The sequence below is a fragment of the Wolbachia endosymbiont (group B) of Eucosma cana genome (assembly GCF_947250645.1).
Lineage (GTDB): Bacteria > Pseudomonadota > Alphaproteobacteria > Rickettsiales > Anaplasmataceae > Wolbachia.
In genome coordinates this window covers 1,136,919-1,154,017 of sequence record NZ_OX366334.1, presented here as the reverse complement: position 1 = coordinate 1,154,017, position 17,099 = coordinate 1,136,919, and the positions used below count along the sequence as shown (strand labels likewise).

The 17,099-nt window shown below is 32.9% G+C and carries 14 protein-coding genes and 1 tRNA gene; 3 read left to right on the top strand and 12 right to left on the bottom strand.

Annotated features, from left to right (window positions below; translation table 11 throughout):
- Positions 1 to 24 precede the first annotated feature (24 nt).
- A complete protein-coding gene (locus tag OOK99_RS05645) occupies positions 25 to 975 on the top strand; it encodes a complex I NDUFA9 subunit family protein (RefSeq protein WP_264719671.1) in 951 nt (316 codons plus the stop codon).
- Positions 976 to 985: 10 nt separating this feature from the next.
- On the opposite strand, the gene OOK99_RS05640 is transcribed toward OOK99_RS05645, so the two are convergent.
- The 4 genes from OOK99_RS05640 to rpmF all read right to left on the bottom strand — a co-directional run bounded on the left by OOK99_RS05640 (position 986) and on the right by rpmF (position 3,394).
- Positions 986 to 1,059, bottom strand: a tRNA-Arg gene (locus tag OOK99_RS05640).
- A gap of 157 nt (positions 1,060 to 1,216) precedes the next feature.
- Positions 1,217 to 2,173, bottom strand: a complete 957-nt coding sequence (locus tag OOK99_RS05635) for a beta-ketoacyl-ACP synthase III (protein WP_264719670.1) — start codon at positions 2,171 to 2,173, stop codon at positions 1,217 to 1,219.
- Complete coding sequence (gene plsX / locus OOK99_RS05630) at positions 2,166 to 3,203, bottom strand: phosphate acyltransferase PlsX (protein WP_264719669.1); 1,038 nt, start codon at positions 3,201 to 3,203, stop codon at positions 2,166 to 2,168. Before plsX ends, OOK99_RS05635 begins: the two co-directional genes overlap by 8 nt.
- Before the next feature lie 8 nt (positions 3,204 to 3,211).
- Entirely contained in the window at positions 3,212 to 3,394 is a 183-nt protein-coding gene (gene rpmF / locus OOK99_RS05625; protein ID WP_006014434.1) for a 50S ribosomal protein L32, read from the bottom strand.
- Between the two features lie 231 nt (positions 3,395 to 3,625).
- Between rpmF and OOK99_RS05620 the strand changes: the two genes are divergently transcribed.
- Complete coding sequence (locus OOK99_RS05620; RefSeq protein ID WP_264336533.1) at positions 3,626 to 4,408, top strand: MlaE family ABC transporter permease; 783 nt, start codon at positions 3,626 to 3,628, stop codon at positions 4,406 to 4,408.
- A complete protein-coding gene (locus OOK99_RS05615; protein WP_264336534.1) occupies positions 4,401 to 5,102 on the top strand; it encodes an ABC transporter ATP-binding protein in 702 nt (233 codons plus the stop codon). Before OOK99_RS05620 ends, OOK99_RS05615 begins: the two co-directional genes overlap by 8 nt.
- A 271-nt stretch (positions 5,103 to 5,373) precedes the next feature.
- Here the strand turns inward: OOK99_RS05615 and ffh are convergent, their stop codons facing one another.
- The 8 genes from ffh to bamA all read right to left on the bottom strand — a co-directional run bounded on the left by ffh (position 5,374) and on the right by bamA (position 17,098).
- Positions 5,374 to 6,717: a signal recognition particle protein gene (gene ffh / locus OOK99_RS05610; protein ID WP_264719668.1), complete on the bottom strand. Its 1,344-nt coding sequence runs from the start codon at positions 6,715 to 6,717 to the stop codon at positions 5,374 to 5,376.
- Positions 6,702 to 8,261: a proton-conducting transporter transmembrane domain-containing protein gene (locus OOK99_RS05605; protein WP_264719667.1), complete on the bottom strand. Its 1,560-nt coding sequence runs from the start codon at positions 8,259 to 8,261 to the stop codon at positions 6,702 to 6,704. The genes ffh and OOK99_RS05605 overlap by 16 nt, the downstream gene beginning before the upstream one ends.
- 933 nt (positions 8,262 to 9,194) lie before the next feature.
- A protein-coding gene (locus tag OOK99_RS05600) for an IS3-like element ISWpi17 family transposase (RefSeq protein ID WP_214303219.1) occupies positions 9,195 to 10,309 on the bottom strand; the annotation gives its coding sequence in 2 pieces (ribosomal slippage) (positions 9,195 to 10,036 and positions 10,036 to 10,309; 1,116 coding nt in all).
- A gap of 4 nt (positions 10,310 to 10,313) precedes the next feature.
- Positions 10,314 to 10,580: a hypothetical protein gene (locus OOK99_RS05595; RefSeq protein WP_264719666.1), complete on the bottom strand. Its 267-nt coding sequence runs from the start codon at positions 10,578 to 10,580 to the stop codon at positions 10,314 to 10,316.
- An 85-nt stretch (positions 10,581 to 10,665) separates the two neighbouring features.
- Complete coding sequence (locus OOK99_RS05590) at positions 10,666 to 13,725, bottom strand: WPE palindromic element domain-containing protein (RefSeq protein ID WP_264719665.1); 3,060 nt, start codon at positions 13,723 to 13,725, stop codon at positions 10,666 to 10,668.
- Positions 13,726 to 13,770: 45 nt separating this feature from the next.
- Entirely contained in the window at positions 13,771 to 14,202 is a 432-nt protein-coding gene (gene fabZ, locus OOK99_RS05585; protein WP_006014455.1) for a 3-hydroxyacyl-ACP dehydratase FabZ, read from the bottom strand.
- Positions 14,203 to 14,206: 4 nt separating this feature from the next.
- A complete protein-coding gene (locus tag OOK99_RS05580; RefSeq protein WP_052264996.1) occupies positions 14,207 to 14,767 on the bottom strand; it encodes an OmpH family outer membrane protein in 561 nt (186 codons plus the stop codon).
- Positions 14,768 to 17,098 (bottom strand): outer membrane protein assembly factor BamA, encoded by a 2,331-nt coding sequence (gene bamA, locus OOK99_RS05575; RefSeq protein ID WP_264719664.1) that lies wholly within the window; start codon positions 17,096 to 17,098, stop codon positions 14,768 to 14,770.
- Position 17,099: the final 1 nt, after the last annotated feature.

Here is a 17,099-nt window from a genome sequence, read left to right as displayed (position 1 = left end):
GTTAAGTTATTGGAAGTTTTAACTGTGATAAAACGTATAGTTATTTTTGGTGGAACAGGATTTATAGGAAAACACATCGTAAGATGCTTGGCAGCGGCGGGGTATTTAATAAGAATATTTACTCGTGATCAGGAAAAAGCTGCTTGTCTGAAGTTATGTGGAAATTTAGGACAAATATCAATGATTGAAGGAGATTTTTTTAATGAAAAATCAATTTTAGAAAGTATGGAGGGGTGTGATGTTGTTATAAATTTAATAGGAATACTATATGAGACAAGAAAGCACGATTTCTATGCCGTTCATGTTGAAATAGCTGAAAGAATAGCAAGAGCTGCACAAATAAAAAATGTATCCATGATGATACATTTTTCTGCTATGGGAATAGAAAATGGTAAGTTATCAAAATATGCCCAAAGTAAATTGAAAGGTGAAAAAGCTGTAACTTCGGCGTTTCAAGGAGCAATAATAATTAAGCCAAGTCTTGTATTTGGTAAAGAAGATAATTTCTTTAATAAATTTGCAAGATTAGCAACAATTCTTCCTTTTTTGCCGTTGATCGGTAGTGGAATAACGAAGTTTCAGCCTATATGTGTAACAAACTTAGCTGAAGTGGTATACCGTATTATCAGCTTTAATAAGCAAGATAAAAAAATTTATAATATAGGTGGACCAAAAGTTTACTCTTTTAAAAGCTTATTGAAGTTTATTCTGAATGTGACTAACAGAAAGTGTCTACTGATCAATGTACCTTTTCCAATGGCAAGATTGATAGCCTTTTTCTTAGAAAGCAAAGTTGTTTCTGTGCTGTTAAAACCTATAACCGGAGATGCAAGCCCTATACTTACTCGAGATCAGGTGCAAGTTATGATGAGTAGTTCAATTGAAAAGTCAGATGATCTCGAAACAATGAAAATTCGACCATTAGCAATTGAAAATGTGGTACCAGAGTACTTGAGAATTTATAGAAAGCATTGATAGAAGAGAATGTGCCCGGTAGGATTCGAACCTACGACCCACAGCTTAGAAGGCTGTTGCTCTATCCAACTGAGCTACGGGCACACAGCATATATAAAATGCTTCTTAGTACACGTGAAGTCAAGTATTTCTTGTGAATATGATGTTTGTAATAATATCTCAAAACTTTGTCAGTACATCATATAACACTGAAGCTCGGAAAAAAAAAGAGGCTTGGGTAATGGAAAGTGATGTAAGAAGTTTAATAATGTAGCAATATGGAACCCCATGTGAGACCTGCACCTATTGCAATCAGCAGTACCAGATTTCCTGATTTTATTTTTGATTCTTGTATTGCATAGTCTAAAGCCAGTGGAATTGACGCTGCTGAGGTGTTTGCATGCTTATCAACAGTATTAATCACTTTCTCTATAGGAAAATCTAATTTCTTTACTACTGCTTCAATAATACGAATGTTTGCTTGATGGGGAATTAACCAGTCAATATCAGTAATCTTCAAACTATTGCATTTTAGAGTTTCCTCTACTGAAGCTGTTAATTTCTCTACTGCATGTTTAAACACTTCTCTTCCATTCATAAGTATCTTTCCAGAATCACGAGTAGAGGATATTCCTCCGTTCGTACATAATATGTCCACATTGCCATCAGAGTGTAAGTTTGTTGATATGATGCCGCTGCTACCCATTTCCGATTTTATTATCACTGCACCAGCACCATCACCAAAGAGTACACAAGTTGACCTATCTTCCCAGTCAACAATCCTAGACATGATTTCAGCACCAATAACGAGCGCATATTTAATTCTATTGTTAGATTTTATGAGCGAATCAGCAACTGTAACTGCATATATAAAACCAGAGCATGCTGCTTGTACATCAAAAGAAAATGCGTTTTTACATTTTAACTTACTTTGTATAATCGTTGCACAGCTAGGCAAAGTTTTATCAGGCGTTGTTGTTGCAACTATAATCAAGTCAATTTCATCTACTGAAATTTTAGCTTTTTCTATAGCACTTTTTGCTGCATTAACAGCTAAATCTGACGTTAGTTCTCCTTCATCTGCTATATGCCTTTGAACTATTCCTGTTCTCTGCTTTATCCATTCATCGTTTGTTTCAATTATCGATGCAATTTCGTTATTACTCAAAATTTTTTTTGGTAGGTAAGAACCAGTGCTCAATATGAAACTTTTATTCAATATGACTTACCCCGTTAATTATCTTCTGGTTTAAATTTTCACTGATTGCATTTACTGCAAATTTTATAGCGTGAGCAAAAGAAATAGCATCAGAATTTCCGTGACTCTTTATAACGATACCATTTAACCCTAAAAACATAGCTCCACTTCTAATTTTAGGATTAAAACGCACTAACGCCTTACTTAACTTAGATTTTAATAACGTACCAATAAGCATTTTTATTATCCATGAGTTAAATACTTCCTGCTTTATTAGATCGATAAGAGTACTCGCAGTTGCCTCAGCTGTTTTTAACATTACATTACCAACAAAACCATCAGCAACAATTACATCTATATTACCATCTAAAAATTCACTTGCCTCTATATATCCTTTGAAGTTAATACTTGGAGCATTTTTGAGTAACTCAAAAGCTCCTCTTACTGAGTCAGTACCTTTCACTTCTTCTGTACCAATGTTTAGCAAAGCGACTTCAGGATTTTCAACTTTTAATGCTATTTTTGCAAATATACTCCCCATTAATGCAAATTGAAATAATGAGTCAGTATTACAGTCAACATTTGCACCAAGATCAAGCAATGCAAAGCTTTTTGTCTTAGTTGGACAGACAGATGCAATAGCAGGACGATAGATATTGGGTAATGTTCCTAAAATAAATCTGGAGATAGCCATCAATGCTCCAGTGTTGCCTGAAGACACCATCCCAAAAGCTTTACCTTTTTTCACTGCTTCAACAGCTGCCTTCATACTTGAATCTTTGCGATGTCTAAGTGCAAAAGAGGGTTTATCATTTGGGAGAACATTATCAGAGCAATGGGTAAATTCGGAGTTATCGCTTACTTTTTTGTATTTTGAAAGCAAAGGAGATATTTCTTTCTGATCTCCATAAATATGAAAAAAAACTTCAACACCTGGGTCAACAAGATTATCCAAGAAAAAACTAGCACCCTGAATTACGGAGAGAGGTGCAAAATCCCCTCCCATAGCATCAAGTGCGATAACTATGTTGTTGTTGACCGTGGGTAACATATCATGAGTTACTCCGCCTTTTGTTTAATGAAAACACGTTTTCCTTTGTAACTATTGTCAACTGCTATGTTGTGAGGCAACATGAATTCTCCAGTTGTTGCACATACCACAATATTCTTAGGCTTAATAGCATGATGAGAACGATGCATATTACGCCTTGACTTTGACTTTTTTCTCTTCGGAACTGCCAAAACTTACTCCAATTCAATTATATAACACAATTTATTAGTAGCATGTTTTTTACAAGAAGTAAATAGCGAAATAAGTAAGGTTTTCTTATACAATTCAGTCTTATAAACTTAAACTCAAGCATTTTGATCAAAGTATATTGAACTTAAGACATATCTTGACTATACTCTGGCGAAGTTAATAAAAATTTTAATAAAATCAGTAAAACTAATTTTAGCTAAGATAAATGTAAAGTGAGTTCCTTTAATATAGACAGCGTTAGAATAATCGGTAGATGCTTTATGAACTTTCTCTTGAGAATTGGTAACGCATTTGTATTTTTTATTCAATCTCTATATCACTGCTTTACTCCTCCATATTATTTTAGCAATGTGGCAAGACAAATTATAGAGATAGGCTTTTTCTCTTTGCCAATTGTTGGGCTAACTGGAGTTTTTATAGGAGCAGTGATAGTTTTACAGAGTAGCTTAAGTGGTATATTGATTAATCAAGAACAAGTAGTACCTAAACTTGTTACGATCACTATCATTAAAGAGTTAGGGCCAGTTTTGATCAGCTTAATAATGGTAGGAAAGGTTGGGTCCTCAATTGCAGCAGAAATTGGCACAATGCGCATTACTGAACAAATAGACGCACTTACAACTTTGGACATCAATCCTTTCAAATATTTAATTGTACCAAGAATTCTAGCGTCAGTTATAGTATTTCCAATACTTACAGTATGTGCAGATCTAATAGGAATATTTGGAGGGTATGTCACTGCAGTCTTTGAATTTAACCACAATTTAAATATATACATAAAATATACAGCTCAATTCTTTAATATGTACGATTTTATTGTTGGACTAATGAAAGCGACTGCTTTTGGCGCCATAATTTCTGTCTCAAGCTGCTATTACGGTTACCATTGCAAAGAAGGTGCACGAGGAGTGGGTGTTGCTACAACATCAACTGTTGTTTTATCGTCCATACTGATCATTTTAGCAAACTACATGATTACTTTGATACATGCGTAACCCCATAATATCAATATCGAACTTAAATTTATCTTTTGATGAAAGGACAGTACTAAAAGATCTAAGTTTCGATATATTAAAAGGGGAATCATTAGTCATACTTGGCGGATCAGGAAGTGGCAAATCTGTATTAATAAAAACAATCATTGGCTTGGTGACACCAGACTCAGGGTCTATTAAAATAAATAGTAAAAGCAAAAATAAATTTGGGGTGTTATTTCAAAATTCCGCTTTATTTGACTACGTTACAGTGTGGGAAAATATATCTTTTAATTATAAAAAGCGCTTTAATATCAGCAAAAAGGAGGCAAAACAGCTAGCAATTGAGAAGTTAAATGATGTTGGACTGGAGGAAAACATAGCAGATATGTTTCCAATAGAGCTATCAGGTGGAATGAAAAAAAGAGTGGCACTTGCAAGAGCAATTGCACACAACCCAGAAATTATTGTATTGGATGAGCCAACTTCAGGATTAGACCCAATCATGTCAGATGTAGTAAACGAGATAATAATAAAATTATCTCAAGATCTTCGCCCTACAATTATCACGATTACACATGATATTCATAGCACATTTAAAATAGCTGATAGAATAGCAGTATTATATGAAGGGGAGATCATTTCTCACGGAACTGTTCAGGAAATACAAAATACTAACAACGAATATATAAAAAAATTCATTTATTGTATATAGCTACAGGTTTACAAATGATATTGTGGATGCTATAACTAGAGTAACTTGAGCTATCGGCAACCTTCGGTCTGTTACTAGTGTAGTGATATAGTGTGTTAGCTATAAAACAACGCATTAAATATAGGTAAAGTAACTTATATCAATTTTTATTATCATGCCAATTCTAACTGCAGAAATTTATTGAATTTATTACTTCACGCTAAAATAATATATTTTACTATTCAACAGCAATTACAACTGATGATTTTATTTCATTCCGCTACTTGCTGACTTACTTTCTGCTTAGCATATTCATCAAATCAGATTCTTTGAGTTTACTATGATCGACTTTACTGAACTTATTTACCATAGAGCTCATTTGATTATACTGCTTAATTAAAAGATTAACATCAGTTACACTTGTACCGGACCCTTTAGAAATTCTAAGTCTTCTTTTGCCATTTAAAATATCCGGATTTTGTCTTTCTTTTTCAGTCATTGAATTTATAATGGCTATATATTTTTTCACTTTATTATCGTCTGGTATACCACTGCTTAACTTTTTTGTGAATGAGCTAGGAATGAATTTCATTATGTTGCTAATACCATCCATTTTATTGAGGGTTTTTAACATGCCCACTAAGTCGTTCAGATCGAACTTACCCTTTTTTACTTTCTTTTGCAGTTTATCAATTTCTTCCTGACCAACAATCTCAGCAGCTTTCTCAACCAATGAGACAACATCACCCATACTCAGTATCCTTTTTGCAATTCTATCAGGATAAAAATCATCAAGGTCACTTAATTTTTCACCACAAGCAATAAATTTAATTGGACAATTGGTGATCATTTTCATAGAAAGAGCAGCACCACCACGTGCATCACCATCAACACGGGTGAGAATAATCCCAGTTACACCTATTATTTCATTGAATGATTTGGCAATGTTTACTGCATCTTGACCTATCATTGCATCGGTTACTAAAATAACCTCTGTAGGTGAGGATATTTCCTTCACATCTTTCAGTTCATTCATCATATTATCGTCAATATGAAGCCTGCCTGCGGTGTCTAGTATTAATACATCATAATTATCGTTCTTTGCTGCTGCCAGTGCCCTTTTTGTAATTGTAGTGGGCTTCTCGTCTATTACTACAGGTAAAGTTTGCACATCTATTTGTTTACCTAGCACTTCAAGTTGTTTTTGAGCAGCTGGTCTATAAATGTCCAAAGAAGCAAGCAACACTTTTTTCTTTTGTTTTTTTAACTTCAGAGCAAGTTTCCCTGAAGTAGTTGTTTTTCCCGCACCTTGCAAACCCACCATCATAATCACAGCAGGAGGTTTAACCGATAAATTTAAGTCACTTTTTTCTGATCCAAGAACTGCAACTAAATTATCCTGCACAATTTTGATTATCATTTGTGCCGGAGAAACACTTTTTATGACTTTTTCCCCAATCACTTTATCTTTAATGTCGTTGATGAATTTTTTTGCAACTTCAAGTGAAACATCAGCTTCAATTAAGGCCATGCGTATTTCTCGCATGGCAAGGTTAAAATCATCTTCAGAAATAATTGACTTTCCTCTCAGTTTATTAAATACAGAATTTAAACTTTCAGTTAACGATTTAAACATAATATAATTAGTAGAATACTCATTAAAAAGAGAGAAGAAGCTGAAACAAAACTCACTGAGTTATAACTCAGCACTTCTTTAAGTTTATTAATATTATTAAAGTATAAACTAGCAGGTGAATTAGTCAAGTTTTGCAGTAGGTTGGCAGATATTTCTCTCACTTTAAAGATCAGTTGATTGAACAGCAAAGCAATATATGGTATAAGAGCTCTGAAAATCCAATCAACATCCATTTTAAAATTTATTCTTGGATAAAACAACTTGCGTAAAGGAATAAACAATAAAGTGGTACATAATAACAAATTAAATTGCGACAAAATATTTTTTGTGTTGTACACAAAATCTAAAATCGAAGATTTATTGTAAATAGGTAAGTAAGGATTGCCAGCGATTACACATATAAATGCTAAAATAAGCATAGATATTTTACCTTCCCTCTTTGCTAAAGGTTTTGACTTACTTTTTGCAATAAATATGTAGTAAAGAAATTTGAGTCCCACGCTTAAATAAAGCAGTAAATTCAGAATCTTGTATAAATTTTTATATCCTTTTAGGGCAGCACCATTTATTTCAATTTCAGCTGCAATGTATGATTTACTAACGAATCCAGCAGTTCCAGGAAATGTAGCCATTGTGAGTACTGCGATCATAGCGCACATACCTTCCACTGACATTAGTTTACCCATTCCATTAAAACTAATTGTTTTTGTTTGTGAAATAATCGAATTGCTGACTACAAATAATAGTGATTGATAAAGAAGAGAGAAAATTATGTGTAACATCAAAATTGGTATTGCATTTTCTGAAGGGATGAGTAAACCTCCTGCAATAATCAGCAAGCCCATTTGTCCTACAGCATTGTAGCATAAAAATCTACGAATATTTTGTTCAAGGGAAGCAAATATAATGCTGTAAATTACAGTAATGGCGCCTACAAGTGCTAATATTTCAGTACAATCTTGCCATAGGGTATAAGTGTGTAAAAGCATCACTAAAAAAGAGACTTTAGTGGTAAATAAAGAGAGATATGTAGTGCCATGCAGTGACGCATCAGGATACGCATCAACAACCCAAAATGAAAAAGGGAAACAAGCACAGTTTATCAATAAACCCAAAATTATCAGGTTAGTGCTTTGAGATGCCAATCCTGCTATCAATATAACTCCAACGAAAAAGTGTATACAAGCGTACCTTATTGCAGATCCACTATCTTTACAGCTAGCCGCGATAACAAAAAATGCACTGATGGTCATTAACTCAAAGAATATTATAACCAATATCATATGTTCAGATAAAACTGCATAAAGTGAACTAATAGTGTAAGCAGCAAAAGATAGCATCTCTGAAAAAGTCAAATTTTGTGCTGGTAGAACAGCTAAAAATGCAACTGATAAAAAAGATATTAGTACGATACGAAAAGATAAATCAAAATTTAGAACTGGATGAGAGCAATTCAGCGTAGTACCTAAATTTTCAGGTAATATTAGGACTATCACTATTAATGTAGTCAATAGAAATAGCAATAAAAATTTATAAAGTTGCACAATGATGTAAAACAGTATGGTTTATGCTACCTCAACATACAAATAAAATCAATTTGCGTATTAACCACTAGTTAAGCTAATTACCATATAATTATATCAGGGTTTAGAAGGTCATAGAGAAACCGGTCAGATTAGGTTTTTAATCTAATCTGACCGATAGCTTTAATAGTGAGGTAAGCTTTAATATAGCACTCCTAATTCACAGTGCTACACTCGTGCATAATTTATTTTTAATTTGTGCACGAGCGTTAGTAAATTATTTACTTTTTGAAATAAAGTTTGGCATCACTTTAATGTCTAGAACTTCATTAAGTCTGTCAGTTGAGAGTTATTTACTCGCTTTTTCTTCAGTATTTGCATAAATATAATGGAGCTGCCAGTTTTTAATGCACTCATTCGACTTTTATGCTCTTCGCAATATCTGATTCTATTAAAGAATTCTTCGTTAATTTAGTTTTTTATGTTTTTTGGATAATGATATAGATAGGTTCCGCTAACACGTAATGGAATATTAAATTGTTTATCTATAGATCCCTGTATCAAGCATTGTAATGACGGCATTCAAGTAGAGATAATGGAACCAAGAGAGCTCTGAGTAGCTGTGTAATGAAAATTAGATTATATAAAAACCTCTGACAACACATTCTGTGTTGTATCATTGTCCATAACTGTGTAATCAATATTATATTTATCGAATTCATTGTGCATCCTAGTTAAATGTCCTTTATCATGATCCAAAAGAACACTTACGTAGCTCAAGCTATCATTAAAAAGATCATTATAAATTACTGGAAATTGAACTGTGTAGGATGTTGTACACTCTATAATGCACCCATTTGTCTAGACCATTTTTTTCAAAGTGATCCGATTTTTAAAATGAATATGTTGATAAATACGTCGACACACATTTAAAGTATTTATCAATATATTCATTTACTGTTTATGATAATAAAGATCAGCAGGAACTTTATAATGTAGAGTCTGATGTCGCCTTCTATAGTTATACCAAGCAACAAAATCATTTATTATAAGATTTAAATCTCTGATACTATTTGGTCTATAATAATATATAGCTTCTTGCTTTAAAGTTCTCCATAAGCGCTCAACAAATATATTGTCGAAGCAACGTCCTTTATGGTCCATACTGATTTTAATATTAGCACGCTCTAATTCCATAATAAAGTTGTAGCTAGTAAACTGCACCCCCTGATCACTATTAAAAATCTCAGGTTTACCTTGTTTTAGAGCTTCTTTGAGAGTATAAAGGCAAAATCCAGCATCGAGATATGGTGATAATGAATGAGCAATAATATAGCGACTATACAAGTCCATTATTGCCACAAAATAGATAAACTTACCTTCTACCATAATATATGTTATATCAGTAGCCCATACCTGATTAACTCTACAAATAATCAAATCTTTGAGTAAATAAGGATATATTTTATGCTTTTTTTCTTTAATACTTGTATTACATCTTTTTCTACAATACAGCCCACTAATCTTCATTTTTTTCATAATTCTTAAGATTTTTTTGTGATTGACTACTACTCCACTCGCTATGATTTCAGCAGTAATTTTACGATATCCATAACGGCAATCAGAAGCCAAATATACTTCTTGAATCAAATTTGCTACTTCACTTTCGTTATTAATTATAGGCCTATAATATAGGCTAGATCTGCAAATCCCCAATAAATCAGCCTGTTTCCTAATTGACAGATCAGAATCTTTTTCTATAAACCTTACTCTATCTTTTTTGCTTATTTCAGTAATTTTTTTTTCAAATAGCTATTTTCCACTGTCAATTCTCCTATTACTTTATGTAAACTTTCTATTTCTTGCGCTAAGATTCTTTGTTTTCTCGCACTTTCACTTTCTTCAACAAATAGGTCTTTTAACCTTGCCAATACTCTATCACGCCAATCATATAGATTTGTTGATGGTATTTTATATTCACTACATATCTCAGCTGTGCTTTTTTGATTTTTTATTGCTTCCAAAGCTATCTTTGCTTTTAACTCTGGTTCATATTTTTTTGTTGCCATACTTTTACCCCTTTACCTTCCTACTCGGATCAACCATTTTTTTTTGGTCTAGTTTATGGGGTGCATTATACTCATCTTGACCGTTATTATCTTTACAAAGGGACATTTTTCCTGTTTTGCCAGTATCATCTTTAGTAGAAATAAGAAATTTCATACCTACGTCTTCGTTTTTTGCTATAAACTCCTTACACTTTCTACTTTTTGCAGAACATGGTCCTATAGCTATAGAGTAGCTTTCTTTTGGAAGTGTGAATATTAACTGATGTGTCATAATACTACCTTAATAAAAATCATTATTGTAGTATAGATTTATTAATAAATAATATACATTATGGTATAATTAGTACAAAATAGGTTTAACCAATCTCAGTAGGACTGCCAGTTGGACCCATAAGAATTATTTGTTCACCTTTTTTAAAACATTTACATAAATTAGTGGAACCGCCAGTTTCAAGCACAATAGTGGAAATAAATCCTTTTTTTTTGTCTACTTCAGTGCCGGTTACTGCTATACCTTCCATAGCAAGGTTTGTATTATTGGCTTTTCTGCTATTGGTTTCAAAATTTTGCAACCTAAAGAATTGTCCAGGTTTAAAATTCTTTGCCGCAAGTGGTGCTTTGATCACTATTTCCACAACTTTGTTTGTTAAATATTGAACTTTTATAACCTTTGCAGTGAATTGCTCTTTGATTTTTTTGAAAAATTCTTTGTTAGTTAGGTGTTCTGATATTATTCCAGCGCGTGACGCTTTAGCGTGCAAATGCTGCAATTTGTAGGTAATTCGCATAGCAGGTGGTGTCGTGCAAATAGCTGACACTGGAATCCAGTTCTGACTATATAACCATCTGGTGTACTCATTCAAAATTAAGTTTTCTGGATTCCAGTGTTTGGGCACTGGAATGACATCTTTTTTGGTGAAAGTTACTCTTATATTACAACATTCATACAATTGTGCATATGACTCCGAGATTCTAGCCGGAATGATATAAATGAAGCTATTAACTCTATTCAAAAGCTGAGAAATGATAGGGTAACCATTCTTAGCGCTTGCCATAGCTTTGACTACACTGCCGCTATACGAGGGATGAAGATCACCAAAAAAGCTAATTGTTTTATTGCCTTCCTTATATACTAATATTCTATCTTTATCTCGCATCTTAGGAGAAAAGATAGGATCTATTTCTTTTCCCGATGAATTCAAATGAGTAAAATATCCGTTACTTAATTTAAAATGCTTTTTATCTTCTGTTGCAATAACTGTATTTGGCTTAGTACCTGCTGCTATAAAAATAGAACGTGCTTTTATATGCTTGATTTCATCAGATTTTGTGTCTATTAGTTTTATTGATTCAGCGTGGTTATATTTATCTGTTACAACTTCAATCGGCTCTAAGTTTTCAATAAAGTAAATCCCTTCTGATAGTGCATTTTGCACCTCTTCGCTATTTAATCGATAACTTGGTGAATCTTTTAGCTCTTTTCTATATACAATTTTCACTCCCCCTAGACTTTGCATTAGTTCCAATATTTTTGCTTCTCTATTCTCTTTTTTTGCTGATTCTTGCTCTTTTCGGATCAATTGTGCATGCGATATCAGCTCATTTGCAAGTTCATATTCCTCTTCTTTCCAATCTTTTTCGACATATTTCTTTCCATACTTATCAACCAATATTTCATAACGAAGAAGAAATTTTTCTACTTGAATCGGATAGTAAGCTAAAACTTCAGTAGCAGTATCAATTGCAGTGAGTCCTGCACCTATGACAACTATCGGCATACGAACTTGCAGATTTGCTATAGAATCAAATTTAAGAGCGCCAGTCAGTTGTAACGACATAAGAAAGTCAGATGCCATGCGCACTCCACGGGCTAGTATGTTTTTTATTTTGATCATTCGTGGCTTACCAGAGCCAAGTGCCAAGGCAATGTGATCAAAACCCAAGTTAAATGCGTCATCAACAGTTATCGTACTGCCAAAACGAATGCCTCCATAAAGTGCAAAATTCTCACGTCTTTCCAGCAGTAATCTAATAATCTTTAAGTAATTTTTATCCCACCTAGAAGTAATGCCGTATTCTGACACTCCACCAAACCCATCTGCCGTGCGTTCACTCAATTTTTCGTGTTCAAAATCTTTAATTAGCTGTAAATTATCGATCAAAGGTTCAATCTTTAGTCCATCAATGGCGATAACGTTATGCCCATCGTTTAATAAATGATGAGCTAAATTAAAACCCGCAGGACCAAGGCCTACAACTAGGACGTTTTTTCCAGTGTTTCCTTTTGGCAATGGACGCTGAAAATTTAAAGGATTCCAGCGGCTAAGCAGAGAATATATTTCAAATCCATACGGTAAACTAAGCACATCATCTAGAATCCTTGTTTCAATTGCTGGCACATTTACGGGTTCTTGTTTTTGATATATGCACGAATTCATGCAGTCATTGCATATTCTGTGTCCAGTAGCCGCACATAATGGGTTATCTATCATCACAATTGCAAGACTTGCTATGCTGTATCCTTCGCTTTTTACCAGATTCATTTCTGATATTTTCTGCTCTAGTGGGCAGCCGTGCAGCTCAACTCTAAGTGGAGACTTTTTGAAAGTGTTGTCATCATTGATTAGCCCCTTTGAGCAGTTGTCCTTACTTTGCTTATGACAAAATATGCAGTAGTGAGCATTATCTAGTGCTTTATTCAAACTCACCTTTTTGCTTGTTAGATCAAAACCATATCTTCTTTTCACCTCATTTGAATACAGAACCTCAACCTCGTCTACTTCTTTTTTCAAGAATGATACGAGATTTTCGTAATCAATTTTCTTATGTATGCTAAATAGTATACTCTGTTTATTTTTCACTCTCCAAACTGCATATTGAGCCGCAAGTTCTATTTCTTCTTTGTGATCCTCTTTATTTTCAAGCCAACTCATTACCTGCTCAGAAAAGTTTTTTTCTGTTGTCGGTAAAGTAATGAAACTATTTAATTTGTTAGTGACATAATCAATATTTGCTACATCAGTGTATTTCTTCAATGCATAACGCTGAACAAATAATCTTTTGCATCTGTATATTACAGCAAAGTCATTGTGTTTTTCCTTTAACTCTTCTACTTCTTTTTCAATATTGAAAAATTTTGCAATAAATTCATCAAGTAAATGTGAGAGATCCATTATTAACTGGCTATTACAACCATCTTTCATCCAAGCTGGAATCCATCCTTCTTGTTTTCTGGATCCCAGTGTCAAGCACTGGGATGACATCGAAGAAGAAGCTGCTTTTTCTCTTGCTTCAACTAATGAATAAAACAAGCTTTCATCGCACGATTTTATGTAATCCAAAAACGCCTTATCTAACTTTATTAATTCACTACGAGTGTATAAGTTTGAAAATGAGATTTTGAAATTCAGTTGCATCTTTATACTATACAGTGTACATACTGTTTCTTATAGATGAAGATTTTATTTATCTTGCAGTTTTGCTAAGATTGTTGCTCCTGCAACCTCTTCTTTTCCAACAGATGCAACACACTTAAATTTGTATACACCTAAACGCAAACCTTCAAAGTTAGATTGAAGAATTAAGGTATCTCCTGGAGTGACTGGCTTTCTGAATTTTGCGTTTTCAATGGACATAAAGTATACAACTTTATTTTCTACTGTTTTTTTACCGAGAACACATATAGCAGATGCCTGAGCTAAAGACTCAATTATCAAAACTCCTGGCATTATCGGATGGCCAGGAAAATGACCAATAAAAAATTGCTCGTTGAAAGTCACGTTTTTAATTGCTTTTATACTCATACCAGGATCGCATTCTATAACCCTATCTACTAAGAGAAAAGGATAAGAATGTGGTAGTATTTTTATAATATCATTGATATTACATTGCATAAGTCTATTCAATGTTTTGCAAAGCAAATTCGGGTATTTCCTTGTTTACATTTTTTAATACTACATCCGATAAATCTACTTCATCCATAGAGTATAAAACTTGATTCTTTTTTGAAATAAATAGTACCAAATCTATGTTGTTTTTTTCTGCTGTTTTTTTAGCAACTTCTTTTATCTTGTTAAAGACACTTTCTACTGCTTCTCTATAATTTTCTTCTAAATGTGACATTTTCTTAGCGTAATTATCCCTAACACTTACAGTATGCTTACTAAATTGTTCTGTCTTTTCTTTTTTTGCTTCTTCTGACAAAAGGTCAAATTCTTCTTTCGATGGCTTAAATTTTTCTAACTCATTTTCAAATTCCTTCTGTAATCTAGAATTCTGCTCCTTTATTTGTTGTTGTATATTTTGCAGAGCCAGAGATTCATTGATAACCTTATCACTATCAATAATGGCAGCCTTTGTATTAAGCGTGCTCTGAGGTTGATACCCTACAAACTTATACCCCACAAATAAGGAAATAATTAAGGCAATAACTGATGTAAATAACTGTATATATTTCATTTAAATCCCCGCTTCAATAGAAATTTTAACGTTTGTCGATGGTATTATGTCATAAGCTTCCTTTACTAAAGGAAACCCAAAATCTAATCTAATTCTACCAAAAGGAGAAGGCATTGAAAAGCCAAAACCTGGTGATACTCTTATAAGCTTACTATCGTAATATTTCCCACTATATCCCTTCTTTTCATCTAAACCAAAAAGTGTTGCATAGTCAACAAATAGTGAGCCTTTGATACCAGCATAGTCGTATAATTTAGATAGTGGAAAATCTACTTGCTGTGTTAAATTAAAATAAGTTTTGCCTCCCAATGAGCTTTGATTTTTGTCTTCTGCTCTTGGTCCAATGCCGGAAAGGTCAAATCCTCTAATCTCATTGCCACCTTTAAAGAAGTGCTGGCCAATGTTGAGCTCTTTATTAGTATAGGAAAAAATATGACCTGCTGCTACTTTAAAGCGCAATGTTATATCATCATCAATTTTGCTTAATATAGGGTGTGTATAAAAAGATAAGAATTCAGATTTTAGGAAATTTACATTTCCCCATAATCCTGAAATATCCTGACTTAAACGCAATAAATATCCCTCTTTAGGAGTATAGAGGTTATCCAGTTTATTGTACGCTAACGTGTATCCCACTGATGAAACCTGATACTCACCTTCTTGATCTCTTATTATCTCAGAGATATCCTCATCTTTTCCACCCTTATTGTCCATGTGTATGTGATTATACTTATAAGAATATTGAAAGGAATTGGTTAGATTTTCTGAGATTTTATATGATACTTTTGCTATTCCTCCCCAGTTGCAGGTATCGAAAGTAGTGTTTGGTTTGTCTTGTTTTTCATAAAAAATACTCATGCCTAGTGAAGTATCAGAATCGTTAAAATTATTTTCAACAGCGTCTATACTAGTAGAAAGAACATATTGACTTTTTTCAAGAGCAAAAGATACCTCTTTACCACTACCAAATAAATTACGATCTGTGAAATCGGTTTTAACAAATACTCCACCAGGAAGAGACATGCCACCTGTTAAAGATAACGAGGCAGTTCTTTTTTCTTTGACATTTAAATCAAGATTTACTGTATTTTCATCCACTATATAACTATTTATTTTTACTGTTTCAAAAAAATCGCTATATATAAGTTTTCTACGTGATTTTTGAATCTCAGATGTGTTATATGCGTCGCCTTCTGCCATGCTAAGTTTTCTTCTAATTACTTTATCTAAAGTGCGGTCATTGCCATCAATGGTAATTTGGTTTATATAAATCTTTTTACCTGGTAGCACTTTGTAAGTTACATCCACAATATTGTTATGTTGTGTATATTCTGGATTAACTTTTGCAAATATATATCCTTTTTCGTTTAAATGTTTACTTATTTTTTCTGCTGTATTGTTAATTTTAACTCTATTAAATATTTGATTATTTTCCTCTTTGATAAATTCTAATATTTCTTCCCTTAAACTTAAATCCTGAATCTCAGTTTCAATATCAACTTCATTATTTCCAAATAAGTATTGCTGCTTTTCATCAATCAAAAAAGTTAACTCTATTTGGTTGTTATTATCAACCTCAACAATTGGTTGGATATTATTTTGAATATATCCCTTAGATGAATAGAAGCGATCAAGCAGTTCTGTGTTAATCAGTAGATATTGAGGTGAATAATGAGTTCCGCTTTTAAAAATGGCTCTAAATAACTTACTAAATATATCATTGCTATGCCTTTTGATAACTTGCTCTAGCTCATTTGCTGAAAAGTTTTTATTACCTATGAATCGTAAACCCTTAATTTTAGACGTTCTTCCTTCTTTTATCTTAAAAATTAGGTTTATCCTATTGCTACCAAGCTTATCTAGCTCATATGCAATTTTAACACCAATTTTACCACTGTTCCTATAAAGAGTAGCTAGATTTATTAAATCGTTTTGTAATTTTGTTTCAGTGAAAATAGTTAGTGATTTTGACTGGATAACGTTATTTAGCAACTCTTTACTGTTAAATAACTTATTGCCTTTCAATATTACTTTGTTAATCAATGGATTCTCATGAATTTTTACTACTAAGTTTTTTTCATCATCGATATAGGCGTTAATACTAGCAAATAACTTTGTTTTGTATAAATCTTTTATAACTGAATCTACATCATCATCATTTATATGACTACCTGGTTCTAATTTTGTATAAAACCTTATTGTTTGATCACTTACTCGCTCATTGCCAATATACTTAATATTTTTTATCTGTACTTTTTCTTTATTTTCTAGAGCAACAAGTAGAGTGGGAAAAGAAATAAATATTATTAGTATGTGAAATAACTTTTTCATA

Coding starts and splice junctions, on each gene's coding strand:
- plsX (WP_264719669.1), bottom strand. CDS start 3,203: ATGTTACCCACGGTCAACAACAACATAGTTATCGCACTTGATGCTATG.
- OOK99_RS05615 (WP_264336534.1), top strand. CDS start 4,401: ATGCGTAACCCCATAATATCAATATCGAACTTAAATTTATCTTTTGAT.
- ffh (WP_264719668.1), bottom strand. CDS start 6,717: ATGTTTAAATCGTTAACTGAAAGTTTAAATTCTGTATTTAATAAACTG.
- OOK99_RS05595 (WP_264719666.1), bottom strand. CDS start 10,580: ATGACACATCAGTTAATATTCACACTTCCAAAAGAAAGCTACTCTATA.
- OOK99_RS05590 (WP_264719665.1), bottom strand. CDS start 13,725: ATGCAACTGAATTTCAAAATCTCATTTTCAAACTTATACACTCGTAGT.
- fabZ (WP_006014455.1), bottom strand. CDS start 14,202: ATGCAATGTAATATCAATGATATTATAAAAATACTACCACATTCTTAT.
- OOK99_RS05580 (WP_052264996.1), bottom strand. CDS start 14,767: ATGAAATATATACAGTTATTTACATCAGTTATTGCCTTAATTATTTCC.
- bamA (WP_264719664.1), bottom strand. CDS start 17,098: ATGAAAAAGTTATTTCACATACTAATAATATTTATTTCTTTTCCCACT.